This window comes from Candidatus Enterococcus avicola, assembly GCF_047470845.1.
Taxonomy (GTDB): Bacteria; Bacillota; Bacilli; order Lactobacillales; family Enterococcaceae; genus Enterococcus_D; species Enterococcus_D casseliflavus.
On sequence record NZ_JBLGTY010000012.1, the window covers coordinates 64355 to 89692 of the forward strand.

Annotated in this window: 22 protein-coding genes; 8 read left to right on the forward strand and 14 right to left on the reverse strand. The window is 42.2% G+C overall.

Annotated features, from left to right (window positions below; translation table 11 throughout):
* Nucleotides 1-12: 12 nt before the first annotated feature.
* The 5 genes from ACI3E5_RS11155 to tuf all read right to left on the reverse strand — a co-directional run bounded on the left by ACI3E5_RS11155 (nucleotide 13) and on the right by tuf (nucleotide 7370).
* Complete coding sequence (locus tag ACI3E5_RS11155; protein WP_325845607.1) at nucleotides 13-1908, reverse strand: cell division site-positioning protein MapZ family protein; 1896 nt, start codon at nucleotides 1906-1908, stop codon at nucleotides 13-15.
* 308 nt (nucleotides 1909-2216) lie between these two features.
* Entirely contained in the window at nucleotides 2217-3323 is a 1107-nt protein-coding gene (gene rpoD, locus ACI3E5_RS11160) for an RNA polymerase sigma factor RpoD (protein WP_005229298.1), read from the reverse strand.
* Between the two features lie 23 nt (nucleotides 3324-3346).
* Entirely contained in the window at nucleotides 3347-5182 is a 1836-nt protein-coding gene (gene dnaG, locus ACI3E5_RS11165) for a DNA primase (RefSeq protein ID WP_213356778.1), read from the reverse strand.
* Between the two features lie 158 nt (nucleotides 5183-5340).
* The gene (locus tag ACI3E5_RS11170) at nucleotides 5341-5970 is read right to left on the reverse strand and encodes a lysozyme family protein (protein WP_005229291.1); all 630 of its coding nucleotides are present in this window, start codon (nucleotides 5968-5970) and stop codon (nucleotides 5341-5343) included.
* Nucleotides 5971-6182: 212 nt separating this feature from the next.
* A complete protein-coding gene (tuf, locus tag ACI3E5_RS11175; RefSeq protein ID WP_325845604.1) occupies nucleotides 6183-7370 on the reverse strand; it encodes an elongation factor Tu in 1188 nt (395 codons plus the stop codon).
* 246 nt (nucleotides 7371-7616) lie between these two features.
* On the opposite strand from tuf, the gene ACI3E5_RS11180 reads away from it, so the two are divergent.
* The gene (locus ACI3E5_RS11180) at nucleotides 7617-7976 is read left to right on the forward strand and encodes a YxeA family protein (protein ID WP_015510082.1); all 360 of its coding nucleotides are present in this window, start codon (nucleotides 7617-7619) and stop codon (nucleotides 7974-7976) included.
* Nucleotides 7977-8167: 191 nt separating this feature from the next.
* On the opposite strand, the gene ACI3E5_RS11185 is transcribed toward ACI3E5_RS11180, so the two are convergent.
* Nucleotides 8168-9172 (reverse strand): nucleoid-associated protein, encoded by a 1005-nt coding sequence (locus tag ACI3E5_RS11185; RefSeq protein WP_005229284.1) that lies wholly within the window; start codon nucleotides 9170-9172, stop codon nucleotides 8168-8170.
* A gap of 163 nt (nucleotides 9173-9335) precedes the next feature.
* Between ACI3E5_RS11185 and ACI3E5_RS11190 the strand changes: the two genes are divergently transcribed.
* The 3 genes from ACI3E5_RS11190 (at nucleotide 9336) to ACI3E5_RS11200 (ending at nucleotide 11323) form a co-directional block, all read left to right on the forward strand.
* Complete coding sequence (locus tag ACI3E5_RS11190) at nucleotides 9336-10181, forward strand: aldo/keto reductase (RefSeq protein WP_411814133.1); 846 nt, start codon at nucleotides 9336-9338, stop codon at nucleotides 10179-10181.
* Between the two features lie 26 nt (nucleotides 10182-10207).
* Nucleotides 10208-10489, forward strand: a complete 282-nt coding sequence (locus tag ACI3E5_RS11195; protein WP_015510084.1) for a hypothetical protein — start codon at nucleotides 10208-10210, stop codon at nucleotides 10487-10489.
* Nucleotides 10490-10603: 114 nt separating this feature from the next.
* Nucleotides 10604-11323, forward strand: coding sequence for a hypothetical protein (locus tag ACI3E5_RS11200; RefSeq protein ID WP_010749217.1), 720 nt, complete (start codon nucleotides 10604-10606; stop codon nucleotides 11321-11323).
* A gap of 145 nt (nucleotides 11324-11468) precedes the next feature.
* On the opposite strand, the gene ACI3E5_RS11205 is transcribed toward ACI3E5_RS11200, so the two are convergent.
* The 8 genes from ACI3E5_RS11205 to ACI3E5_RS11240 all read right to left on the reverse strand — a co-directional run bounded on the left by ACI3E5_RS11205 (nucleotide 11469) and on the right by ACI3E5_RS11240 (nucleotide 20752).
* Nucleotides 11469-11963 (reverse strand): hypothetical protein, encoded by a 495-nt coding sequence (locus tag ACI3E5_RS11205; protein WP_289229770.1) that lies wholly within the window; start codon nucleotides 11961-11963, stop codon nucleotides 11469-11471.
* A gap of 18 nt (nucleotides 11964-11981) precedes the next feature.
* Nucleotides 11982-13130, reverse strand: a complete 1149-nt coding sequence (gene dgoD / locus ACI3E5_RS11210; RefSeq protein ID WP_060792348.1) for a galactonate dehydratase — start codon at nucleotides 13128-13130, stop codon at nucleotides 11982-11984.
* 30 nt (nucleotides 13131-13160) lie between these two features.
* The gene (locus ACI3E5_RS11215) at nucleotides 13161-14516 is read right to left on the reverse strand and encodes a PTS galactitol transporter subunit IIC (RefSeq protein ID WP_325845602.1); all 1356 of its coding nucleotides are present in this window, start codon (nucleotides 14514-14516) and stop codon (nucleotides 13161-13163) included.
* A gap of 21 nt (nucleotides 14517-14537) precedes the next feature.
* Nucleotides 14538-14816, reverse strand: coding sequence for a PTS sugar transporter subunit IIB (locus ACI3E5_RS11220; RefSeq protein ID WP_005229267.1), 279 nt, complete (start codon nucleotides 14814-14816; stop codon nucleotides 14538-14540).
* Between the two features lie 19 nt (nucleotides 14817-14835).
* A complete protein-coding gene (locus ACI3E5_RS11225) occupies nucleotides 14836-15294 on the reverse strand; it encodes a PTS sugar transporter subunit IIA (RefSeq protein ID WP_005229265.1) in 459 nt (152 codons plus the stop codon).
* A gap of 12 nt (nucleotides 15295-15306) precedes the next feature.
* Nucleotides 15307-15924 carry a bifunctional 4-hydroxy-2-oxoglutarate aldolase/2-dehydro-3-deoxy-phosphogluconate aldolase gene (locus ACI3E5_RS11230; protein ID WP_060792350.1) on the reverse strand — a complete coding sequence of 206 codons (618 nt, stop codon included), beginning with the start codon at nucleotides 15922-15924 and terminating at the stop codon, nucleotides 15307-15309.
* A gap of 10 nt (nucleotides 15925-15934) precedes the next feature.
* Entirely contained in the window at nucleotides 15935-17983 is a 2049-nt protein-coding gene (locus tag ACI3E5_RS11235; RefSeq protein WP_325845601.1) for a BglG family transcription antiterminator, read from the reverse strand.
* A gap of 294 nt (nucleotides 17984-18277) precedes the next feature.
* Nucleotides 18278-20752, reverse strand: coding sequence for a hydroxymethylglutaryl-CoA reductase, degradative (locus ACI3E5_RS11240; RefSeq protein WP_325845600.1), 2475 nt, complete (start codon nucleotides 20750-20752; stop codon nucleotides 18278-18280).
* A gap of 192 nt (nucleotides 20753-20944) precedes the next feature.
* Between ACI3E5_RS11240 and ACI3E5_RS11245 the strand changes: the two genes are divergently transcribed.
* The 4 genes from ACI3E5_RS11245 to ACI3E5_RS11260 all read left to right on the forward strand — a co-directional run bounded on the left by ACI3E5_RS11245 (nucleotide 20945) and on the right by ACI3E5_RS11260 (nucleotide 25337).
* Complete coding sequence (locus tag ACI3E5_RS11245; RefSeq protein WP_005229247.1) at nucleotides 20945-22105, forward strand: hydroxymethylglutaryl-CoA synthase; 1161 nt, start codon at nucleotides 20945-20947, stop codon at nucleotides 22103-22105.
* Between the two features lie 498 nt (nucleotides 22106-22603).
* Complete coding sequence (locus tag ACI3E5_RS11250) at nucleotides 22604-23581, forward strand: ABC transporter substrate-binding protein (protein WP_010749214.1); 978 nt, start codon at nucleotides 22604-22606, stop codon at nucleotides 23579-23581.
* Nucleotides 23582-23610: 29 nt separating this feature from the next.
* Complete coding sequence (locus tag ACI3E5_RS11255) at nucleotides 23611-24531, forward strand: ABC transporter permease (protein WP_005229245.1); 921 nt, start codon at nucleotides 23611-23613, stop codon at nucleotides 24529-24531.
* Nucleotides 24531-25337 carry an ABC transporter ATP-binding protein gene (locus ACI3E5_RS11260; RefSeq protein ID WP_005237149.1) on the forward strand — a complete coding sequence of 269 codons (807 nt, stop codon included), beginning with the start codon at nucleotides 24531-24533 and terminating at the stop codon, nucleotides 25335-25337. The genes ACI3E5_RS11255 and ACI3E5_RS11260 overlap by 1 nt, the downstream gene beginning before the upstream one ends.
* Nucleotide 25338: the final 1 nt, after the last annotated feature.

Below are 25338 nucleotides of genomic sequence, written 5' to 3' on the forward strand. Positions count from 1 at the left end.
GACTCAGGAGACTTAGCGAACGGTGTGATCGTTCCCATTGCCTCTGAAATAGCCAGTTTTGGCGTTTACCGTAAATAAGTATAGCGGGAACGCTGAATCATCCGTTCCTTTAAGCAAGCTGCCTTGGGCATTTGTCGCATAAAAATTGTAATAGCCTTCGCCGTTGACGATCCGCACGCGTTCAAAAGTATAACCACCATCAACCACGTAACCACGGGCAATCGCTGTGGCAATGATTTTTTCTTGGACACCATCTGCCCACACCCAAGCGCTATTGTTTACATCATTCAAATCACTTTGACGGGCTGGAATAATTGGCTGATTATTGGTATTTGTTGGCGTATTTGGCGAAAGCACATACTCTTCTTCAGACGTGCTTTGTGCAGGCGTCGCAGCGCTTGTAGAACCGCCGCTTGAAGCGGAAGCGTTGTTCTCAGAAGCCGCCGCTTGTGCTGCTTCTTGGGCCGCTTGTTGTTGTGCCGCTGCTTCTTGCGTAGCGGTTTCACGCTTCGTCAACGCAGTATCGACTTTGCGCAGATCAGCAGTGAGACTTTCCACCAATGAATCGATCGGTAAAGCTTGGACTTTTTTCATCAAGGCATTGTAGTTCTCACGGGTGACACTTTCAGGTGCTTCACCATCACCACTTAAAGCCACCATGCTTTTCACCGCATTTTGAACTTCCTCGATCGCACTGAACTCTTTTTGTCCCATGTCGATGGCTTGATTGATCAACTCATCAAAGGCATCCCCGTTCTCACGCTTCGCCATTGTGACGGCAGCCGCTTCTTTCAATGAGACTTCTTCCAATTGATCTTCCACAACGGCAGGACTGCTAAAATAGCTGTTGATCTCGGTCAAAGTTGCTAGTTTGTCAGCGATCGTCGCAGCTTCTTGTGACAAGGCATCGTACCGTTCATGGTCTTGAAACTCTGCCAACTGATTCGTCACAGCCGTCAGCTGTTCTGATGTTTTGTCGTTTTTAATGAACACTCGTTCATCATTTGTATAAAAATCATTCAGCTCATTTTCAATTTGATCGAGTGTACGGTTTTCCTGCGCCAGTTGCGTTTCTCGGGCAGTTTCTTGTTGCTGCTGTTGATAGTAATACGCCCAACCGCCACCAGCTGCCACTAATAAACAAGCCGCTGTAATATAGAGTGCTTTGCGAGGACTCTTCTTTTTTTCGCTAGGCGTCGACGTTTTTTCTTCAGTAGTCGCCTTTTTCGGTGCTTCATCCGCTGCGGTGATCGGCTCAGGAATTGGATCGATCACTGGTTCTGGCTGCTTCTTCGCTTCTTCAATGACTGGATCCGTCACTGGTTCATCTTCGCTTATCAGTAGAGGTTCCTCACTGGCTTGTTCCTGACTTTCTTCTTCAGTAGCAGACAAATCATCAGCGGCGGCTTCTGCTTCTAGAGCAGCGGCTTTTTCTTCTTCATCAAGTTTGTGTTGGCGGATATAAGCAGCCAAAATATCAGCGTCATGCTGTTCCTCCGTACTTAATGCATCGGTTTCACTTGCTTCCTCACTGGCTGATGTCGCATGCTCTTGCGTTGCGCTAGAGCTTTCTACTTCCGTTTTTTCCTCAGCTTCTTTCTTAGAGGCTGATGTGGGGGTTACATGTTGCTCATCAGAAAAAGTCCCTTGCTGCGCGAGGTCGATCGTTTCTTCATTTGAGGATGGCCGATCACCTAAGTGCTCCTCCATTTTTCCGATCGGGACGTTTTTAAAGTCTGACCAGCGAATATCATCATTTTTATTCTGTGGCTCTTCTGGCGTAACGGAAGAGTCAGATGTTGGTTCCAGTTCATTCTCCTTTGCCTGGTTCCATTGGAACCCGCAATTGGGACAAACGGGTGTTTCTTCTATTGCTTGAAATCCACATTCAGGACATGTCTTCTTCATTGATTCAAACTGACTCCTTTTGTTTTTTGCATTTCCTTTTATGAAGCAGTCGCCTCTTTCATCAGACGCTTGCTGTACCTACTGCTTCTTTTTTTAGACCAGCAAATAATGGGTCTTTTTTGACACTTCGTTGTTTGTTACGTTTTGATGCAGATGCACAAAATTAAATTTATCACATTCTTGGCAATTAGCCAACACTTGCTTGGTTACGTTTTTATTAAGTTCTTTACCAATCTTGTGTCGAGAGGACAGAATCTGAATAAAAAAGACTTTCCAAAGGGTTCCTTTGGAAAGTCGATAAACCTTGATTATTCTAAGAAATCTTTCAATTGTTTTGAACGAGATGGATGGCGTAGTTTCCGTAATGCTTTTGCTTCGATCTGACGAATCCGTTCTCTCGTTACCCCAAAGACTTTGCCGACTTCTTCTAATGTCCGAGTACGACCATCATCGATTCCGAAACGCAAGCGCAGCACGTTTTCTTCACGGTCAGTCAACGTATCCAGTACATCTTCTAACTGCTCTTTCAACAGCTCATAAGCCGCATGCTCTGCTGGACTTGTGGCATCTTGGTCTTCAATAAAATCACCTAGATGAGAATCGTCTTCTTCACCGATCGGTGTTTCTAATGAAACAGGTTCTTGGGCGATCTTCAAGATTTCACGAACTTTTTCCGTCGGCAGATCCATTTCTGCGCCGATTTCTTCTGGTGTCGGTTCGCGCCCTAAGTCTTGCAGCAATTGCCGTTGAATACGGATCAATTTGTTGATGGTTTCCACCATATGCACAGGAATACGAATGGTTCGCGCTTGGTCAGCGATCGCACGGGTGATCGCTTGACGGATCCACCAGGTCGCATACGTCGAGAATTTGAACCCTTTGCGGTAGTCGAATTTCTCAACGGCTTTCATCAAGCCCATGTTTCCTTCTTGGATCAAATCAAGGAACTGCATTCCTCGACCCACATAACGTTTGGCAATACTAACGACCAAACGTAGATTGGCTTCTGCCAAACGCTGTTTTGCCTCTTGATCGCCTTCTTCGATTTTCAGTGCGAGCGCCACTTCTTCTTCTGCGGTCAATAACGGCACACGACCGATTTCTTTCAAGTACATCCGAACGGGGTCATTGATTTTCACACCAGTTGGTGCAGACAGATCTTCTTGAGGTTGTGTTTCTTGTCGTTTTTCATTGCTCTTTAGACTATGGACTGAAGGCTCTCCATTTTCATCCACGACACTGATGCCTGAATCCTCCAGTTTTTGAATTAATTTGTCCATTGCATCAGCATCCAAAGTATACGGCGTTGCTAAACGATTCGTAATGTCATCGTAAACAACTTGCCCCTTTGTTTTGTTTTCTCGGATGTATTCGGCAACTGCTTTGTCATACGTTTTTTTTGTTTCTTCTGCCATGAAAGAAAGCCCCTTTCAGTTCGCTATTTAGCTTGTTTCAACCGTTTGGTCAAATCAATGATTTCGATCGCAAGTTCAAGTTCTAATTGCTGGTTTCCTTTTTGTCTTGCTTCTTGCTGCTGGATTCGTTTTTGATTGATTTCTTCAGCAATGCCCGACTTTTGAAATACCTGCAGAATGTCCTGAAATTCTTGTTCAGTCCCTTCCTCAGAAGCTTTAAGATCTGCAATATCGATCACCATTTTTTTCATTGAATCTTCTTTTAAAAAATCTAAGAACTTTGCTAAAACAAAGTGTTCTTCTGTTTCCATATACGCATCAAACAGCAGATAAAGCTGTTGGTAACGATCATGGATAAAGGATATGCCACTCGCTCGAAAGCGATGGTTTAACGTACTGTCATGAAACAAACGGTACAATAATAATTCTTGTGCTTTTTCTACCTGTGTTTTGGGCTGCTGCCGCGTTGGCGGCGTAAAGACCATAGGATTGGTTGTTGGCGCTGGCGGCGGTGCATCTTGCCGCGGCTGCTTCTCTTGCCGGTTTTGCTTGAGCTGCTGCTGCAAGGTCTCACGGCTCAAGTTGAACTCTGTGGACAACTGAGTCAAATAACGGTCTTGCTCCAGCAAAGAATCCACCCGCTGTAATTCCTTTAAAACGACTTGGACATAATCTAGCTGCTCTTTCTCATTGGCCAAATTTCGATTTGCTCGATGGTAATCCATTTTGAAAGCAAAGACGGTTTCTTTCCCATGTACAGCTAATTTATAAAAAGCTTCTGTCCCATATTTGCGCAAATAGTCATCTGGGTCCATCCGTTCCGGCACTCGAACCACAGATAATTTCAAGCGGCTATTGTTTTGCAAAAGATCGATCCCACGGTTCGTGGCTTCAACCCCTGCACTATCTCCATCGTAACAAAGAATCACTTCTTGTGCCACTCGCTCGATGTGAGCGATCTGCTGATTGGTCAGGCTGGTCCCCATCGAGGCGATCCCATTTTCGATCCCTGCTTGCCAAGCGGCGATCACGTCCATAAATCCTTCAAATAAATACACTTGACCATCTTTACGCATCGCTCGTCGCGCTTTGTCAAAGTTGAAAAGAACCTCGCGTTTATTGAAAAGAATCGTTTCAGGACTATTTAAATATTTTGGTTGGTCTTGATCACCGACTTTTTCGCTTGCTAACCACCGACCAGAAAACCCAATCGTTTTCCCCTGAGGATTGCGGATCGGAAACATGATTCGCTGGTAAAAGCGATCCGCCAGTGAGCCATCGTTGCGCTGAACAAAGAGTCCTGTATCAGGAAAAAACTCTGCTTTGGCTTTTTCATTCAAAAAAACTTTCTCCAAAAACGAGCGTTCATTCGGTGCAAAGCCAATATTGAACTCTTCGATCAGTGCCATCGTCAATCCACGATCTAATAAATAATCAAGCGCTTCTTGTCCAGCAGCCGTATTCACCAACATGTGATGATAGACTTCGGCGGCTTTTTCATGTAACGCAATCAATTGACTCGTTTGTGAGGTCGCTTCATTGATGCCTTCAGACTGCTGATATTGCGGATCAAGAGGAATATCATTCATTTCTGCTACTTTGACGACTGCTTCTGGAAAACTGATCCCTTCAAGCTCCTGTAAGAAACCATACACATTTCCACCACGACCACAACCAAAGCAATGAAAAATTTGTTTGTCCTCTGCAACGGAAAAAGAAGGTGATTTTTCATTATGGAACGGACACAAACCAAAATAATTTTTTCCAGACTTCTTTAACTGGACATACTGTCCCACGATATCGACGATATTGCTACGTTCGCGAATGTCGTCAATGACCGTTTGAGGAATTCGTGCCATCCACTCACCTCCATTTGGTAAGTATTCATCGGTTTACTAGGTAAAAAAACGCACTAATAGATATCAGTGCGAAGAATAATTAGACAGAATCACTCATAATGATTTTACCATATTTTATTTGTATTTCAAGCTTTTTTGTTTCACTTATTTTACAACGCTTATGAAAAGAAACGCGCCGTAACATTGATCTTCCATTGATTCATTTTTATTAAATCAGCGTAGAATAAATTGCCGCCGTTATGATACAGGTGACCACCATTATAAAAAACGGATTGGATGCCCCAGTAACGATAGGTTTGTTCCGTATCATTGCCTAACAATGGAGATAAAACCTCTCTGGAATATGTTTCTGCTAACTCTAAGGTGTTCACTCCCCCTCGGGCAGCGACATAATCAATATAATCTGTACCAAAATTATACGCCTGTACGGCGGTCCAAAGATCACAGTTCATTTGCTCGGCTTTTTCAATCAACTCTGCTAAATAGGAAACACCTTGTTCGATGCTTTGTTCTGGCGTATCGAACTGATTTTGTTTTCCATAAACACTTTCAGAACTTTGCATCGGGTCGTTGCCTTGTCCTTTTGACTCCGTCAGCATGATGCTCATGGCTAATGACTGATATTCAGAGATGTCGTGGGCTTGCGTCTGTTGCGCGATTGCTTCTTCATACGCATAGACAGCTTTCAATGCCGTGTAGTTTCGATAGACCCAAACCCCTGCCCCGATCAGTAGCAGCACGAGGGCCAGCTTCAGTATAAATCCTAGGAAACGTCGAATTTTTCTCATCAAATACATCCCATCTTTTCTAAGTCAGAATCTATCGTACTATGAAATGAACGGGCTGACTAGAATTTTTTCTCTCCTAAAAAATCCTTAATAAAATCACAAGATTATTTAGAAAAAAACAAGCAATCCTAAGCTGACCGAGGGATTGGCGATCTTTCGACAAGAAAAAGGAAACAGCGCTTCTTCAAAAGAAAGCACTGTTTCACGCATCATTATTTTTCGATCGTGGTAACAATACCAGAACCGACTGTTCGTCCACCTTCACGAATCGAGAAGGTCGTTCCATTTTCTACAGCGATCGGATGGATCAATTCCACATCGATCGTTACGTTGTCACCAGGCATCACCATTTCCGTTCCTTCTGGTAAAACGATATTCCCAGTTACGTCCGTTGTACGGAAGTAAAATTGTGGGCGATAGTTATTAAAGAATGGGGTATGGCGACCGCCTTCTTCTTTTGTCAACACATAGACTTCCGCTTGGAATTTCGTATGCGGTGTGATAGAACCTGGTTTTGCTAACACTTGGCCACGTTCAATTTCATCACGGGTGATGCCCCGTAACAATACCCCTACGTTATCGCCAGCTTCTCCGAAGTCCATCGTTTTGCGGAACATTTCTACCCCTGTCACGACTGCTTTTTGTGTTTCAGGTTTGATTCCGACGATTTCTACTTCATCCCCGACTTTTACCATGCCGCGATCGATCCGACCAGAAGCAACGGTTCCCCGTCCTGTGATCGAAAAGACATCTTCGATCGGTAACAACAATGGTTTGTCAGTATCTCGTTCAGGCGTTGGGATATATTCATCTACTGTATCCATCAGCGTTACGATCGCTGCTTCAGCATCTGGGTCCCCTTCCAAGGCTTTTAACGCAGAGCCCTTGATCACAGGAATGTCGTCGCCAGGAAAATCATATTCAGTCAGCAATTCTCTGACTTCCATTTCAACTAAATCGATCAACTCGTCATCATCGACAAGGTCCGTCTTATTCAAAAAGACGATCAAATGTTTCACACCCACTTGACGAGAAAGCAAAATATGCTCCCGTGTTTGTGGCATTGGGCCATCTGTCGCTGATACGACCAAGATTGCGCCGTCCATTTGAGCAGCCCCTGTAATCATATTTTTCACATAATCCGCGTGTCCCGGTGCATCGATATGGGCATAGTGCCGTTTTTCCGTTTCATATTCCACATGAGCAGTATTGATTGTGATACCACGTTCGCGTTCCTCAGGAGCCGCGTCGATACTTGCGTAATCTTGCGGATTGGCAAGCCCTTTTTTCCCAAGAACTGTGGTAATTGCAGCAGTCAAGGTGGTTTTCCCATGGTCGACGTGTCCAATCGTTCCGATGTTGACATGGGGTTTGCTACGATCATAATGTTGTTTTGCCATATTGTTTCCCTCCTAGAGAAAGTTGAGTCGTTGGTTGACTCGAATCATATTTTTGCGATTTACGCTTCCAAAGAGATAAGGATTAACTTATTTTTTGTAAGTTTAAATCTACCCTTATTATAGGTCAAAATTAGTCAAAGTCAAGCAAGAGGTCTCGGCAGCTAATCCCTAAGAATTTCTTTGCTTTTTGTGATCCATTGGACGCAAGCCTGGTTTTTATGAATAATAGAAGATGAGGTGAGAAATGTGAAGAAAATCATTGCAGCGCTGGTTTTTACAGCAATTTTTCTTGGCGGCTGCTTCCTTACTTATGACTATTACTATGGTGGAAGTGACTATTATACAGTTATCAACGATGCGGGGGAACACGATACCGAAGTCAGTGACGAGGGGGTCGTTGAAAACATCTATCGTTATACACAAACAGCCTACAGCGCCTCTGGTGACGTCAAAACGGTCAAAATGAATGAACACCGTTCCGCTCCTTTGAAAGAAGGCGCCTATTTGAAACTATTGGTCAATCCAAACAAAGGCGTTATAAGCTGGGAAGAAGTTTCTGAAGAAGACGTTCCTCAAGCGGCTCTTGAAAAGTTGACCCCTCAATAATTGCTGCTATCAAGCAAGCGTCTGTAAAAAAGCAGGCCGTCCTCTTTCTAAATGAGGACGCCCTGCTTTTTGTGCTCTATAATTTATGGGCCTGATGAATCAGAATTGATTCTTCAGCCCCATTTTCATTATTGACAAAGAGCCGCTTTTTTGTACTTGTTTTGCCATCGTCTGCTTAGAAACAGCTCTTGTTACATCCGATTAATCACTTCTTCTACATTTTTGATCGTTACGGAAATCGTGCCATCGGGGTTATTGATAAATTCGATCAAATTCGGATCTCGGTAAACATCCAAAGGAACGATCAATTCGATTCCATTCGATAATTTTAGTTTTTGCTTACCAAATTTTTTCTCCGAGATCTCACGAACATCCCGCATCATCGGTGCTTGATTGACGAATCCTTTTTCAACCACTTCTTCTTGAAATGAAAGCTGAGCAGTAATATTGTCTTTAAAGACTTTTTGCGCCACTTCACTCACATCGATATGACCAGATTCTTCGATCGTATCGTAGACCGCTTCTTTCAAATCGGCAACAACGTTATAGGTGGGTGTTTCAAATTTCTGACCAATTTTTTCGGCTACTTTTTTGATGACTTTGACATTTTCTTCTAAAGATGGGATCGGTTCGGCATCAATGACTTTTGTTGAAAAGTAGGCGTATTTTTCACCTGAAAAGCTATATTTCTTTTCAATCAGTTCAAAGTCTAAGCTCTCCACATCGATCGTGATCCCTTCATCTGCCTTTTGGGTTTTACCAGCTAGTAAGGCACGATGCAAAATCAAATTATTTTCGATCCCAGCCTCCCCATTATCAATAAAATGCGTATAGCCATCTTGATAATTGACCTTCAAAAAAGCCAGCTGCATTCTTGTATCTAATTCATATAAGACGACAAACGCATCCGCACTTGGCGCATCTTCACTTTCCTTGTACGCTTCATACCAGCGTTGCACGATCGCTTCACTGGCTGCGATAAAGTCGTCTGGTGCTTGTTTGACCAATTGAGCGATCGTTGAAGTTTCGAGTAAACGACCTGTTTTGGTTTGCGGTGTAGCAAGTTTCTGTATTTTCTTCGTCAAATAATCACGAATGTATTCCGTTGTTAAATCAAGTTCAACTTGAGAAAAAACTGGATCGCCTGTTTGACGGTCCACAATGTGTAAAATCGCATGTTTCAAATAAATATCCATTGGTTACGCTCCTTATCCATTTGTCTAGTGTACAAAATAAATAGGCGAACTGACAAGAGCGAATCGGCATTTTCCTTCAACATTCGCTTTCTTTTTAAAAGGTGCAATCATTGGAAATTCCTGCCTCGTCTGCTAAACTAGAAGTATCACAGAAAACGGAGGAATGAACATGAACAGCTATACGTTATCAAACAATGTGACCATCCCTGAGCTAGGCTTTGGCACATGGCAAACACCAGACGGCGACGTTGCCGTAGCATCAGTCAAAAAAGCACTAGAAGTAGGTTACCGCCATATTGATACAGCACAAGGCTATAAAAATGAAGCCAGTGTTGGTCAAGCGATCAAAGAAAGCGGCATTCCTCGCGAAGAGCTTTTCTTGACTACAAAATTATGGAATGCGAACCATTCTTATGATCTTGTAATGTCCTCTTTTGAAGAATCTTTAGAAAAATTACAAACAGACTATATCGATCTTTTCTTGATCCATTGGCCAAATCCAGTGGCTTTTCGCGACAATTGGCAAACAGCGAACGCAGAAACATGGCGTGCTTTTGAAGAGTTGTATCAAGCAGGCAAAATCAAAGCGATCGGCGTCAGCAACTTCTTACCACATCATTTTGAGGAATTGAAAAAAACAGCGACTATCTTCCCAATGGTCAATCAAATTTTCCTTGCACCTGGCGAGTTACAAGAAGAAGTCGTGACTTATTGCCAAGAACACAATGTATTGCTTGAAGCATATAGCCCATTAGGTACTGGGAAGATCTTTGATGTACCAGAAATGAAAGCATTAGCTGAAAAGCATCAAAAATCAATCGCTCAAGTTGCATTACGCTGGTCTTTACAACATGGTTTCTTGCCATTACCAAAATCAGTCACACCAAGTCGGATCGAAGAAAACATCCACGTCTTTGATTTTGAGCTATCTGAAGAGGACATGAAAACGATCGATCAATTAGATGGTGTGGTTGGGAAAGCGACCAATCCAGATACGACAGGGTTTTAATTTCACTCTCTATAAAGGAGAAGCCTATGAAAAAAACTGATTTGAATCACCTCTCCCCTGCTGTTCAAAAAGCCTTACATGCTGATTTTGTTTTTCTCGTTTGGCCAGACAAAGTCCAACACTTTCCAGCACGTCAATGGACGACCAGCGACTATCAGCAGATGCTGACCGAGAAACTTACTGGGGAACCACGCTTTTTTCTTTGGGAAAACTACTTAGTCGCAACTGGCGAAAATGACCTTTTGGTCCTGATGCCCAAGTACCATCAAATCAATGATCTAGTAGAAACACCAGCGCCGCTTTTTTAGCAGCGATGGTGTTTTTTCAGGAAGTATATAAATTTTTTTGTATTTTTTCATGAGAATCACTGTTCTTTTCTGCAAATTTTCCTTATAATCGATAGTGATCGAGAGGAGAAGATTATGAAAAAGAAACAATTAGCAAAATTGAAACAACAATTCCGCCCGTCTTATGAAACAGCTCGACAACAGTTGTTTACAGCGATCGAGCGCAAAACAGCAGATAAGTTTGACCTTCCGACAACTGTGTATATCAATCCTAAAAACCAAGAGGAATTATTGATTGAATTGTTGAAGGAAACGCCAAAAGAACAAAAAATCGCTGTTCCTTTAGATGAGAACTTCAAGATCGTCGTGAAACGAATCCAACGCTTAGAAGCTGGTTTGCTTGATCGTTTCAGCGATAACTTAGTCGATGAGATCGCTGCTTACTGGTTGCCGACCAATCCGCAAGAAAGTACGGCACCCGCTCCTGCAAAAGAACCAGCGAAAGTGAAGGAAGAATCAGCACCAGCTGAAGCGGCTGCACCGACTACCTCTGCATCAACTAAAGAAGTAGAAAAAGCAACTGAAACAATGGCTGATACTGCTGACAACACAATGACTTTTTCAGCATTTGCTGAAAAAATCGCAGCATTCCCTAAATTTTCTGCCAAACAATCTTCAGGAGAAACGATCGTGATCGAAGCTTCCCCGAAAGAAGATCGTGTTCTAGCAACGATTTCTGAAACAGAAAGTGATACTTTTACCATCGAAACTGCGCTAGAGCGCAAATACAAAGTAAAATTAGAAGTCATTCCATTGATCGAGGCGTATGCCCACACGGCGATTTCGAAACGATAAAAAACTGGGAGAATGGTTCATTCTCCCAGTTTTTTTATAACCCGACGATAGTGAATAAAAATATAGCTGATTGATTTTTAGTCTTTGCTTAAAATCAGTAAGAATTACCACAATTTATTAAATTTGTCCTTCTTCACAAACGAAATTAATGGGATACTTTAGTATTCCTTTGCTTCTTTTGCGTCAATCCTTCTTCCTTAAACACTAGCTTCTCTTCCTTCTTCAATAAACTGAAGTACTCTGCCAAGATTTGCGGTGACTCTGAAAACAAAAGCGAGAAGCGGCTATTTTTGCTTTTATAAAAGGTTACAAAAGTTTGATTATTTACTGTTTGTTCAATCTCTATTGCGGTATATTGATCATATTCACCTTTTAAAACACCCAGTTTGATCAGCTGATCTGCTCCTAAGCCTTCTTTTGAAAAACCAACTAAACAGACTAAGCCGATCAGTGCAAACAATTTCAACTGGTCACTCAACTGATCTGGCCAAAAAATGACGAAAAGAAGCGCAGACAGAATGAAAGCAGTTGTCTTTTTTATAGAGCTCGCTTTTGCCTGCAAAAGAATTTTGCGCTGCTCTTTGAGTTGCATCACTAACAGAACGAGTAAAAATAAGTTGATCATAATTGCTTCCGCCATGAATAACTTCCTTTCAGACTACCATTCTGCAATAGTGCCATCATAGTTCTTCCATTTAGGATTGGTCCAAACCAACCCTTCTTGTGAAATATCTCTAACTCTATCCTCATCCATCTCCAACCCTAAACCGGGCTTACTTGGTAATTCTACATAGCCATCCTTATACTGAAATACTTCTTTGTTTTTCACAAAATCTAACAGATCAAAACCTTTATTGTAATGGATTCCTAAGCTTTGCTCTTGAATAAAAACATTTGGGGTACAAGAATCAACTTGCAGTGTTGCTGCTAAAGCAACGGGACCATATGGTGCGTGCGGGGCAACAGCCACGTCATAAGCTTCAGCCATGGCAGCTATTTTTCGCATTTCCATGATCCCTCCACATAATGCCACATCAGGCTGGATCACATCTATTGCTCCTTGCTGAAAAAGTGTTTTAAACTGCCAGCGAGTATACAGTCTCTCCCCAGTGGCTAAAGGCGTTGCCACAAGCTGGGCAACTTCTTTAAAATGTTCCTCATTCTCAGGAAGAACAACTTCTTCTAAAAACATTGGATGATAAGGTTCTAATGCCTTCGCTAAAACTTTTGCCATCGGCTTGTGGACTCTCCCATGGAAATCAATTCCAATATCCAATTTATTACCAAAGCGTTCCCTAATCGAAGCGACACGTTCCACCACTTCCTCTATCTTTACATAAGAGTCAATATAGTGCAGTTCCTCTGTTGCGTTCATTTTAACTGCAGTAAACCCACGGTCAACACGATCTTGTGCTTGCTCTGCGACATCATCCGGACGATCACCGCCGATCCAAGAATATACTTTGATTCTGTCACGAGCAGCACCGCCTAATAGTTCGTAGATAGGAACATTCAATGCTTTTCCTTTAATATCCCACAAAGCCATCTCTAGACCAGAAACGATTGTTCCATGTATGGGACCGCCACGAAAGAAAGATCGGTGCATTTCTTGGAACAATCGCTCAATCTCAAACGGGTTTTGTCCTAACAGAAATCTTTCCCCTACCTCATAAGCTCCTGCAACAACTGTTTCGGTTTTTGTTCCAGAAATCATCTCTCCCCAGCCATCGATTCCTTCATCTGTTGACAATTTTACAAAAATCCAGCGGGGTTTTACTTTATATACTGTAATTTTAGAAATTTTCAAAACAATCTACTCCTCTTTTTCGACAATATTTTATTCAATTGCTGCTTCACGATTAATTTTTTTGATTCCTTCAAAGAAATACCATACACCGCCAAATCCTAGAAGAAGAACTGGAATACCAATCATCGGTTCATAGGTGAATGCAATGAAAACCAGGTAACTTTGAATCATTGAAGTTGCTGCAAAAGAAGAAATAAGCATGGCACTGGACCCAAGATCAATCCCTACCTGTTTGGCTATTTCGGTTAGAATAGGTGAAGTGACTGTTCCACACCAAAGCAAAGAGGCTGTGACAACTAAACCGATAATAATGTTTTTCAGCAAGTTTCCTCTAGTCAATGCAACAACCATTGCTACTCGAAATGGAACTACAGCTAAATCGGCAAATGGTAACACACGATTTCCGGGTAAGACCAAAGCCATAGCAATTGTTAAAGGAATAATAATCAGTGCAGTTGTTATAACATCTGGATTGCCCACAACAACCGCTGCATCTAGTCCAATAAATAAACGGCGACCTTTAAATTTCTTCTGAGACCATTTTTGCGCTGCGTCTGAAATAGGCATTAATCCTTCCATAAAAAGAGAGGTCATTTTTGGTATCAGAACAAGGACAGCAGACATACTAACCCCTAATTGAAGAATCTGAGTGATATCATAGCCAGCTAAAAAGCCGATTGCGATACCTATGACACCGCCCATAATCATAGAGTCCCCAAAGAAGCCCAAATATTTTTGTGCATCCTTAATGGTAAACTTGGAATTTCGAAAAAGAGGAATGCGGTCTAAAAGCCAGTTTAACGGCCATGCAATTACTAAAGAAGATAAGGCTGAAACCGCGGGTAATGAAACCCCTGGAATTCCAAAAAAATCTTCAACCAAAGGCTGTGACCAATCAGACATTTTAAATGTGACAATTGCCATTACAACTGATGCGCCCACACCTAACGCTACGTTCTTAGTCACAAAATAAACCATTACACCAACAATAGCCATATGATGATAATTCCAAATATCAACGTCCAACGTTTGAGTTCTTTTGAGAACCAACAAGATGATATTAACGATCAATATAGCAAATATAAGCAGTGCAATAATTGGAGATGCCCAAGTAACCGCCGCGATTGAGCCCCATCCTACGTCCAAGGCATCCAGCTGTACGCCGGTCCGCTCTACCATAGCACGGGCTGCTGGTCCGACATTGGTTGTCATAAAATCTAGAATCAGACGAATCCCTGCAAATCCGATTCCTAGTGTTAGCCCAGACTTAAATGCTCTTGAGATTTTCAAACCGAAAATCATGCCGATAATTGTTATAATGACAGGAAGCATCACTGTAGGACCAGCGTCAATAAAGAAATTGAATACATTCATTACATAATTCATTCTTTTTTCTCCTTAAATTTTTTATTTTAAATAATTCAAAATTTCTTCCATAGTTTGTTCAGAACCAATTCCCGTTAAAATAGGCATTCCCTTTACCACAGGAACTTCACCAGTCTGACCTTCAAATTGACCAGTTGTCACTAACAAGTCATAGTCTTGAACTTTACTAGGTACTTCCATCAGTTTGGTTTGGGTTGTGGAAGCCTCAACTCCATGTTCATTCAGATAATCCTTCACTTTTGATGCTACTACGGTTGAAGTCGCAATCCCATTCCCACAAGCAATTAAAATTCTTTTCATTTTCATTTCCTCCTATTTTTTAGGCTATCGCCTTTTTTAATAATGTTAGCAATTTTAGATCCGAATTCGCCGCCGTCATTTGTTCACGAAGTGGCTCATCTTGAATAATACTGACAATCTTTTGTAACATCTCCACTTGGCCGTGCGGTTCACCGATGGCCATCATGATAACGATTTTAGTAGGTAAAATGACTTGATTATCTTCCATATTGCGAAACCCTACAGCTGTTTCTAAGGTTGCAATCGCCAAAGTTGTTTGATTGACCAAATCAAAATTTGCATGAGGAATTGCTACGCCGGGCTGTGTCGAAGGTAAACCGGTTGGATATTCGGACTCGCGTAACTGTATTGCTTCGATATAATCTTCTTTGACATAGCCTCGTTGGTATAGTTCATTCGCTAAAAAAGCAAGGACTTCTTTATCACTGCCTGCTTTTATATTTCGAAATACTAGTTCTTCGTTCAGTTGCAATTCCATTTGTTTTCCTCCTTAAATCTCTGTCGCTAATTTCTGTAGTGATAGCGCTAGTTTTGCTGGGTCAGCAGCTTGCAAGTCTTGCGATTGAAAAAGATTGGAACCTAAACCAAGATAACTCGCTCCATGGTCAAAATATTCCTTGGCGTTAGAAATCGAAATTCCACCAACACCCATCAAAGGTAGCTTGCCCAATGGAGCTTGCACATCTGTGAAAAAGCGTGGTGTCACAACTGCAGCGGGGAAAACTTTAACGATATCCGCTCCATCTGTAAACATCTCATTGATCTCAGAAGGGCTCATTGCCGCTGGTACTGAGAGCACTTGCTCTTTCCTTGCAAAATCCATTATTTGCTTCGTAAAACGATGGGGACCTAATAAAAAACGAGCCCCAGCTGCGACGGCTTTTTGGGCGTCAGGTAACGTTCTTACTGTTCCTGCCCCAATGAGAATAGTTTCACCAAATAATTTGCTTAACTTGTTGATATGTTCTAGAGCCCCTAAAGTGTTTAATGTGATTTCAACTGCAAACTCTTTCTCAAGCCCACTCATTGCCGTTAAAACTGCATAAGCTTGTTCATATGTGTAACCCCTCATAATAATTGTAAAGCGTGGGTAATCTTCTACTTTCATCGTTTTCCTCCTAAGTCACTTGTCTAATTAGCTGATAAGCTGTTTTCGTATCTGAGCTTTCCTTCAAACGATTTAAAAACGTAGAATCATTACTAATATCTGCTAACTGATTCACAGCTTTCAAATGTTTCGTCAAATCATAAAACGATAATGGATAAATAAAATGGATTTTTTTACCGTTTGGAAAAGCGATTGGCTCAGCAGCAATCAATAGACTTATCCCGTCTTTTAACACGCCATTTTGTGGTGCTGTATGCGGGATACACGTTTGACTCCCTAAATACCCAGCGTATCCTTGTTCTTCGATTTGATCCAAACAATCTTGAATAAACAGCTCTGTAATCATCTGATTTTCTAACAAAGGATGGCAAGCAAATTTCACTGCTTGTTGCCAAGTTAGCTTCTCTGACGTTCTTCTTATAAAATCGGGTTTCAAATAATCAGTCAATGATGGTAACGCTTTAAAATTTTCTAAAGGTGAATCTTGCTTTTGCTTCAATAAAAAGTACTCTAACTCTTCCCTTAGTTGCTTCGTATCATTTACTTGAGCATATGTGCGAATCACCGAAAACAACTCATCAACTGAGCGGTCTACTTCATTTAATCCTAACTCTTTTAACACACGGTATCGCAGACTGATCTGCTGCTTATAAGTCATGATAGGATCAATAATAAATTGCGGTAATTCACTGTTTAATGCAGTAGTTGTAAAAACCAAGTCATAATCCGTTCCAAATTTATAAAAATCTCTTACTGAAAATGAAGCTAAAAAATGCAACTCGGGAAATAGTTTTTTTAAATTTTCTCTCATCAGTTTTGAAACCATAACCCCATTTGCACAGACAACTACTGCCCTTGGTAATTGCGCTGCTATTTGACGAGGACTCATTAATTGAAAACCAAAGTAATAAGATAGAAGTGCCAACTCATCATTTGGAAACGCTCGGCCTAACCAGTTTTCTGTGGGAACAATCAGCTCCTTCATAAGATCCTTCAAAATTGCATGGTTGCTATCTTGAACTAAGCTATCAAGGGAGTACATGCCCAAGCTCAAATTGTATTTTATACGAAAACACGCTGGACGCAGATGGCCCAAAATCCGACGTTCAAATGCCTCTCTATCTTCAATCATAATTAGTGTTTGGTTTTGAAAACTTGTAACCATTTCACTGATCAAACATCTTAATTCACTATCTGAATCAAATACTTGAGTCGTCTTACGTTCAAAAATATTAGATGTCAAAAATAGCAGAGCTAGCCAAGAAAGATAGTTAGGAGACATGCTGGACCAAGGTGTATCTTGAAGCAAAATAGTCAGAACTTTATATTCTGGAGTTTTTCGAATCTCTATTTGTACCATTTCATCTTTTGAAGCAATCGGTGAAGTTGCACGTTGCAAGGTCATTCTTACAGCTGATTGCAGATAATCAATAGATTCATCTGAGTACCTTAAATGAAGCAATTGCTCCATGTTGTGTATCAAATGAACAACCTCTTCTTCAGGAATAGTCGGTGCCAATTTTCCTTTAATATCATCAAGACGAAATAATGAATGCTGCTTAATTAAATCAGAGAGCAGTTGTAAGATTCTCCTTTCCAATCCTTGCAGTTGATAACCGCTTTGACGATCATAGTGAATGGACAGGGCGTATTTGCTAACAAACTGCTTCGCTTTCTTCAAATCTTCTTGAATCGTATTGCGACTTACCGATAAGAGCTGTGTAAAATGATCCATGCCAATGTAACCGGTATTAGTACATAAATAACTTAACATGATGGCAATCCGCTCATATTCAGAGAAAATTGTAGCCATGGCAGAAGAATCTTCTTTATTTTGTTCAAGAGAAATCATTCGTAACACTTCTAAAGGAATAATAAAATCTCCCATATGGTTACGCCTGATTTGAGGCAAACCGTTTTCAAGTAACTCCTCATTAAATTGCTTAATGGAATAATTAATTTGTCTTCTTGTTAAAGAAAGTGATGTGGTTAACTCTGCCATCTTTGTCTCGGGTTTTTTTACCAATCGTGTGAGAATTCTTCGGATCCGTTCATTCATTTGATTCCCTCCTGATGAAATCATTATAGCTTTGATTCTTCGTAAAAAGATGTATAATTGAAAGCGTTTTTTGTCATAGTTGTTTTTTCTTTTTGTCCTAGTAAAACTATTTTTGATAAATCGCTGCTTGGAACCGACAAATAAAAAAGTCCTCTATCAGCAAAAGTACAGCGAGATTTTTTATCTATTGCATTATTATCTCCAAAAAAAAAGGACGAACTCCCTTTAGTAAGGGGATTCGTCCTTTCCATTTATTGTTTAGGATAAAAAGTTTTAAAAACTAGAGAACCTTTTTTAATTGCGTATTTCGGTTAAAAATTTACGGGCTTGCTCTTGGTTCATTTGAGTCGCAGCTCGCAGCTTAGCTGCCAGCTGTTCAATCTCGGTTCCTTTTGCTCCAACTGAAATAGCTAATGAACGGGCTTGCATGCTCATATGGCCTTGCTGGATACCTTCTGAAACCAATGCCCGCAACGCGGCCAGATTTTGAACCAACCCGACACTTGCCGCCAGCGAAGCTAACTCACTCGCCGTTTCAACACCAGTCAATGCCAACGCAGCTTGGGCTTTTGGCAATATTTTTGTGGCACCCCCGACTGTGGCGATCGCCAACGGCAGTGTGATACTACCAATCAAACGGTCTTCTATGATGGTCCAGGAAGTCAACCCTTGTATGCGGCCATTACGGGCAGCATAGCCATGACAAGCGGCAGAAACGGCGCGAGTGTCGTTTCCGGTAGCCAAAATCAGCGCTTCAACCCCATTCATGATCCCTTTGTTATGGGTAGCGGCACGATATGGATCGATCTTGGCAAAATCAGCTGCATGAACAATTTTTTCGGCAACTTGTCTGCCATTTCCGGTCTTGCTCAATTTGTCAAAAGGCACCGAGCAAGTGGCTGTTACTAACGATTCCGTAGCGAGATTGCTTAAAATACTAAAGAGAATTTCTTCTTCTGGGAACCATTTGCGAAAAAGCTCTGCCACTCCTTCTAAAATTGAATTGATGATATTGGCGCCCATCGCATCTTTGACATCAACCATTAAATCGATCGACACATAAGCGGTTGCTAAGTCAGATTCTGCTGGCGAGAAGTTCCGACCGATCACTCTTCGCAATCCACCGCCGCGTTTCACGATGGAAGGATACGTCTCATTCGCCACTGCAAAGATCGTTGCTTGCTCGGATTCAACTTTTGCCAAAATCGCTTCCGGATCCTGAACATCCATAAAGACGATCTGGCCCCGAAGCAAACGTTCTTGACTGGTCGTCGTAATGGGACCAGCCATTTTTGCTCCATTGCTCATCGCAGCGATCACCGAGGGTTCTTCTGTGGCTAACGGGACATTGTATGCTTTGCCATTCACTTGCAGGTTCAGCCCTACGCCTAACGGGATCTCTACTTCACTGATTTGGTTTTCGATCAAGTGATTAGCAGTTTCCTTGTTTAGCGTCATTTCTTGAAAAACCAAGGATTCTGCTGCTGTGATCGCTCCTTGTGCTTCAAGAAAGGCTAATCGTTCATTAGGCGCGAGGGCGTAAAACTTTTTTTTTTCTGTTTTTTCTGATGCCGACTCTTCATCAAAATTCGTTTGACTTGCTGTCGCCGAAGGATTTTCTAACAGCATCGCTAGCCCTAATCCGCCACCGACACACAAAGAGGCGATTCCATAGCGCTCTTGGGTGTCTTTTAGCTGATAAGCGACGGTCGTTGCGATCCGCGCGCCAGTCGCTCCAATGGCATGTCCCAGCGAAATGCCCCCGCCGTAACGGTTGACTTTCTTCGGATCCAAACCAAGTTCACGTTCTACTACGATCGAAGAAGCTGCAAAGGCTTCATTGATCTCAAAAATACCGATATCTTCAATCGTCAGTGCTTGCTTTTTCAGTAACGTATCGATTGCTTTGATTGGTGAGATTCCCATGATCTCTGGGGCGAAACCGACTTCGACGATCTCTTTGATCACTGCCAGATAAGGAATCTGATGCTCTTCACAATAGCTTTTTGACGCGATCAAGACCATGGCCGCCCCATCATTGATGGTTGAGGCGTTCCCAGCAGTCACCGTACCGTCTTTTTTGAAAACTGTTTTTAATTCAGCTAATTTTTCGACTGTCGTAGCGGCGCGAATACCTTCGTCCTGTAAAACGGCTCCTGATTTTTCAGTCAACGGCACGATCTCTTGATCAAATTTCTTTGCTGCTTGCGCTTTGGCAGCTTTCATTTGTGAGTGGTAGGCAAACTCATCTTGCTCTTTGCGAGTGATCCCGTATCTTTCTGCTACCGTCTCAGCCGTCAGTCCCATTGGCTTGCTGCTGAATGCATCTGTCAATCCGTCATGCATCATTGTTGACACCGGAGCTGAATACTGATCTTCCGCCTTGTTATAATAACTAAAGAGCGGCGCATTCGTCATACTTTCAATCCCACCAGTCAATACGACGGATGCCTTGTTCAATTGAATTTGCTCCATCCCCATTAGAATCGCTTTCATTCCCGAACCACACACTTCGTTGATCGTTGAGGCTGGAATATCTGAGGAAAGCCCACTTTGCAAGGAAACTTGGCGTCCTGGATTTTGACCACTGCCTGCTTGTAGCACATTTCCGATAATCACTTGTGCGATATGTTCTTTTGCTTGTTGGTTTCTTGCCAACAAGGCTTTTGCAGCGACTGTTCCTAATTCTACCGCTGTATATTCTTTTAATGACCCATGGTATTTGCCAATTGGCGTTCTTAGTGCGTCGATAATGACAACTTCTTCCACGTACGTCACCTCCTCTTGAAATATATCATTAAATCCTCCAAAAAAGAATACCCCACATTCGGTTGTCGCACCCTTTTCTACTTTCTTTAATAAAGTTTAAATTCTAATCAATTCTTTTTCATTTTTTTCAAAAAATATGATACCTTAGAACGTGTAGCCTACTAAGTATGTAGAACATAAAGGAGCGACGGAATGAACGTTGGTATTGATAAAATAAATTTTTTTGTCCCCCCCTATTTTATAGATATGGTTGATCTAGCTCACGCCCGAGAGGTAGACCCGAATAAATTTACGATCGGGATCGGTCAAGATCAAATGGCGGTCAATAAAAAAACACAAGATATCGTCACCTTTGCCATGCACGCGGCAAAAGATATCCTTACGAAAGAAGATTTACAAGCAATTGATATGGTGATCGTCGGAACAGAATCTGGTATCGATGAATCAAAAGCTTCGGCAGTGGTTTTGCATCGCCTATTAGGTATCCAGCCATTTGCACGGTCCTTTGAAATCAAAGAGGCGTGTTACGGCGCAACGGCGGGCTTACAATTTGCCAAAGCCCATGTACAAGCCAATCCACAAAGCAAAGTTTTGGTCGTGGCTTCAGATATCGCCCGTTATGGCTTAGCTTCTGGTGGCGAGCCGACTCAAGGTGTGGGCGCTGTTGCAATGTTGATCTCGGCGGATCCAGCAATTTTGCAGCTTGAAAATGATAATTTGATGTTGACGCAAGATATTTATGATTTTTGGCGTCCAGTAGGACATCAATATCCAATGGTAGATGGTCATTTGTCAAATGCCGTTTATATCGATTCTTTCAAACAAGTTTGGCAAGCCCATTGCGAAAAAAATCAGCGGACAGCAAAAGATTATGCGGCTTTGAGCTTCCATATCCCTTATACAAAGATGGGTAAAAAAGCCTTGTTGGCTGTTTTTGCCGAAGAAGATGAAACAGAACAAAAACGCCTGATGGCTCGCTATGAAGAATCGATCGTTTACAGCCGTCGTACCGGTAACTTGTATACTGGTTCACTGTATCTGGGCTTGATCTCTTTATTGGAAAATTCCTCTAGCCTGCAAGCAAATGATCGAATCGGATTATTTAGCTACGGATCAGGAGCGGTTGCTGAATTTTTCAGCGGCTTGTTGGTACCCGGCTATGAAAAACAGTTGGCGCAAGCGGCACACCAAGCGTTGCTCGATGACCGTCAAAAGCTAACGATCGCTGAATACGAAGCGATGTTCAATGAGACGATCGATATCGATCAAGATCAATCCTTCGAAGATGATCTGCTTTATAGTATTCGTGAAATCAAAAATACCATTCGTTATTATAATGAAGAAAACGAATGACCCTGAAAAAAACTTTGCTTCTTTTTTAGCTAAAAAGCTTGAAGGAACAAAGTTTTTTTCTTTCTTTGAAAATGATTGAAACAAAACTTGTTTTCCAAACATTTTCTGCATGTTATTCAAAAATTTTCAGATAATTCAGGAAAAACATTTGACAGTCCGCTTTTTTTTGTCTATACTAAAATCAATTCAAGTTTGGAGGAACTTTTTATGTTAAACACGAACGTATCCCCACAACTGAATACCTTTTACTTTAGCTACTTTAGATAGTTTGTATTCATATCACATTATGGATGCAAACCAAAAACGAGTTTTGTTTGTATCTATGATGGCTAAAGCATTTTAACTTGAACTTGCAGCCATGTAGAAAATCTTCTAAATGGTTGCCAATATACGTTTACGCTTGGTATAGGATCGAATCCATTTAGACGATTGTCTGAATGGATTTTTTTGTTCAGGTAAACCCCCATAAAAAAAGAGACGATCATAGGAGGAATTACAATGAAAATGAAAAAATGGATCACGACTGGGTTACTGACAGCTTCCCTACTGGCATTGGCAGCTTGCGGAGAATCAAGCAACACTTCGGAAGAAAACGACGGAACAAAAACAGTCGGTGTCTTACAATTGGTCGAACATGGCTCCTTGAATGCAGCCTATGAAGGGTTCAAAGAAGGCTTAGCAGAAGCGGGCTACACAGAAGGTGAAAACCTAACGATTGAATACCAAAATGCGCAAAACAGTCAAGACAATTTAAAAAGTATGAGCGAACGCCTAGTGAATGCCTCACCAGATCTTTTATTAGGCATTGCCACCCCTGCTGCTGTATCTTTAGCAAATGAAACCACCGATACCCCAATCGTAGTTACCGCAGTCACTGATTTAGTTGGAGCGAAATTGGCCGATTCAAATGAAGAACCTGGTCGCAACATCACCGGTACTTCAGACATGGTGCCGATTGAGCAACAGATCAACTTGCTGTTAAGCATCGTGCCTGATGCCAAAACGATCGGCATTATGTATAACGCAGGTGAAGCCAACTCAAAAATCCAAGCTGACTTGGCAGAAGAAGCCTTAAAAGCTGCGGGCGTTGATGTAAAAGTATTGACCGCCAATACAACCAATGATGTGCAACAAGTAACCACCAGCCTTGCAAAAGATGTTGACGGCATTTATGTTCCAACAGATAATACCTTTGCCTCTGCTGCTGCAATCGTCGGCGAAGTGGCCAAAGAAACCAAAACGCCGATCGTCGCTGGTTCCGTAGAACAAGTCGATGATGGTGCCCTAGCAACTTACGGTATTGATTATAAATCCCTTGGCATTCAAACAGGGAAACTAGCAGCGAAAATTTTGGATGGCGATGCAGAGCCAGCAACGACGCCCGTTGAAACAGCGGATAATTTAGAGTTAGTCGTCAATGAAGAGATGGCTGCTGCTTTAGGGATTGATCCAGCCAGCATCACTGCACCAGAATAACCATACTAACTTAGATTTGAGGAAATCATATGAATTTAGTCGACACATTCTTGCTCTTACTACAATCTGCCACCTCTCAAGGGATCCTTTGGGCATTGCTGGCGATTGGTGTATTTTTAACCTTTCGTATTTTAGATATCGCTGATTTAACTGCAGAAGGGAGTTTCCCCTTAGGCGCTGGGATCGCAGCAATCAGTATTACGAATGGTCTCTCGCCTATTTTAGCGAGTCTGATGGGCTTTGGCGGCGGCATGGTAGCCGGCTTAGTATCTGGTCTGCTGCACACAAAACTAAAAATCCCTGCCTTATTGGCGGGGATCATCACGATGACTGGACTGTATTCCATCACAAATCGTGTGATGGGTGCTCCCAACATCGCCTTGCTGGGGCAAGACACGGTCTTCACCCAATTTCAAGCCATGGGACTGACCAAAAACAATGCCGTGATTCTTGCAGGCTTTCTCTTCGCGGCAATCGTCATTTTGTGCTTGTTCCTCTTTTTCCGTACAGAGATCGGCTTAGCATTGCGAGCGACGGGCGACAATTTAGCTATGAGCGAGGCCAACGGCATCAACACTGATAACATGAAGATTATCGGCTATATGATCTCTAACGGCTGTATCGCCCTCTCTGGTGCCCTCTTGGCCCAAAACAATGGCTTCGCTGATTTGAACTCAGGGATCGGTACGATCGTGATCGGTTTAGCATCGATCATTATTGCAGAAGTTTTATTTGCCAATAAATCTTTGCTTTTGCGATTGATCACCATCGTGATCGGGGCAATCGTTTATCGCTTTATCTTGGCCGTCGTATTTGAATTCAATGTCGAGGCCAACGATATCAAATTGGCATCTGCAATCGTCTTAGTCATCTGCCTCTCCTTACCGCAGCTTCGTTCAAAACTAGGACTCAAAAAGATGCTGCCAAAAACCAAAGGAGGCCAATCCTAATGACTTCAGTCTTAACAATCGAGAATCTACACCAAACCTTTGAAAAAGGAACGATCAATGAAAACCATGTCTTGCGAGGCATTGACCTGACGATGAATGCCGGTGATTTTATTACGATCATCGGTGGGAATGGTGCTGGAAAATCGACCCTCTTAAACAGTATCGCAGGAACGATCCCAACAGAACAAGGAAAAATCACCTTAGATGGGAAAGACATTACCCGTTTATCCGTGACCAAACGGTCAAAAGATATTAGTCGGGTCTTTCAAGATCCACGTATGGGGACCGCGGTTCGTTTGACCGTTGAAGAAAATTTAGCATTGGCTTACAAACGCGGCCAAGTCCGCGGATTTGCGACAGGCGTCAAAGCGAAAAACCGCGCGTTTTTCCAAGAGAAGTTAGCCAGCCTAAACTTAGGCTTAGAAAATCGCCTTTCTGCTGAGATCGGTTTACTATCAGGCGGACAGCGGCAAGCCATCACCCTCTTGATGGCAACGTTGCAGCAGCCTAAATTGATTTTATTAGATGAACATACCGCAGCGCTTGATCCTAAGACCTCATTGACGGTCATGGCATTGACCGATCAGTTGATTCGGTCCCAACAGTTGACGGCTTTCATGGTCACTCATGACATGGAAGATGCCATTCGTTACGGCAATCGCCTGATCATGCTTCATCAAGGCAAGATCGTCGTAGACATTGCCGGTGAGCAAAAGCAGCATTTGACGGTCCCTGAATTGATGGAAATGTTCCATCAAAATAGTGGTGCTGAGTTGAAAGATGACCAACTGCTCTTACGCTCTTAAT

Excerpts from the sequence above, each read along its gene's own strand:
- ACI3E5_RS11170 (WP_005229291.1), bottom strand. The coding sequence starts at position 5,970 with ATGAGAAAAATTCGACGTTTCCTAGGATTTATACTGAAGCTGGCCCTC.
- dnaG (WP_213356778.1), bottom strand. The coding sequence starts at position 5,182 with ATGGCACGAATTCCTCAAACGGTCATTGACGACATTCGCGAACGTAGC.
- ACI3E5_RS11230 (WP_060792350.1), bottom strand. The coding sequence starts at position 15,924 with ATGAAAGTAGAAGATTACCCACGCTTTACAATTATTATGAGGGGTTAC.
- ACI3E5_RS11155 (WP_325845607.1), bottom strand. The coding sequence starts at position 1,908 with ATGAAGAAGACATGTCCTGAATGTGGATTTCAAGCAATAGAAGAAACA.
- ACI3E5_RS11205 (WP_289229770.1), bottom strand. The coding sequence starts at position 11,963 with ATGGCGGAAGCAATTATGATCAACTTATTTTTACTCGTTCTGTTAGTG.
- ACI3E5_RS11260 (WP_005237149.1), top strand. The coding sequence starts at position 24,531 with ATGACTTCAGTCTTAACAATCGAGAATCTACACCAAACCTTTGAAAAA.
- ACI3E5_RS11255 (WP_005229245.1), top strand. The coding sequence starts at position 23,611 with ATGAATTTAGTCGACACATTCTTGCTCTTACTACAATCTGCCACCTCT.
- ACI3E5_RS11200 (WP_010749217.1), top strand. The coding sequence starts at position 10,604 with ATGAAAAAGAAACAATTAGCAAAATTGAAACAACAATTCCGCCCGTCT.
- ACI3E5_RS11225 (WP_005229265.1), bottom strand. The coding sequence starts at position 15,294 with ATGGAATTGCAACTGAACGAAGAACTAGTATTTCGAAATATAAAAGCA.
- ACI3E5_RS11245 (WP_005229247.1), top strand. The coding sequence starts at position 20,945 with ATGAACGTTGGTATTGATAAAATAAATTTTTTTGTCCCCCCCTATTTT.
- ACI3E5_RS11215 (WP_325845602.1), bottom strand. The coding sequence starts at position 14,516 with ATGAATTATGTAATGAATGTATTCAATTTCTTTATTGACGCTGGTCCT.
- ACI3E5_RS11185 (WP_005229284.1), bottom strand. The coding sequence starts at position 9,172 with ATGGATATTTATTTGAAACATGCGATTTTACACATTGTGGACCGTCAA.
- ACI3E5_RS11220 (WP_005229267.1), bottom strand. The coding sequence starts at position 14,816 with ATGAAAAGAATTTTAATTGCTTGTGGGAATGGGATTGCGACTTCAACC.
- tuf (WP_325845604.1), bottom strand. The coding sequence starts at position 7,370 with ATGGCAAAACAACATTATGATCGTAGCAAACCCCATGTCAACATCGGA.
- ACI3E5_RS11195 (WP_015510084.1), top strand. The coding sequence starts at position 10,208 with ATGAAAAAAACTGATTTGAATCACCTCTCCCCTGCTGTTCAAAAAGCC.
- rpoD (WP_005229298.1), bottom strand. The coding sequence starts at position 3,323 with ATGGCAGAAGAAACAAAAAAAACGTATGACAAAGCAGTTGCCGAATAC.
- ACI3E5_RS11250 (WP_010749214.1), top strand. The coding sequence starts at position 22,604 with ATGAAAATGAAAAAATGGATCACGACTGGGTTACTGACAGCTTCCCTA.
- ACI3E5_RS11235 (WP_325845601.1), bottom strand. The coding sequence starts at position 17,983 with ATGAATGAACGGATCCGAAGAATTCTCACACGATTGGTAAAAAAACCC.
- ACI3E5_RS11190 (WP_411814133.1), top strand. The coding sequence starts at position 9,336 with ATGAACATGAACAGCTATACGTTATCAAACAATGTGACCATCCCTGAG.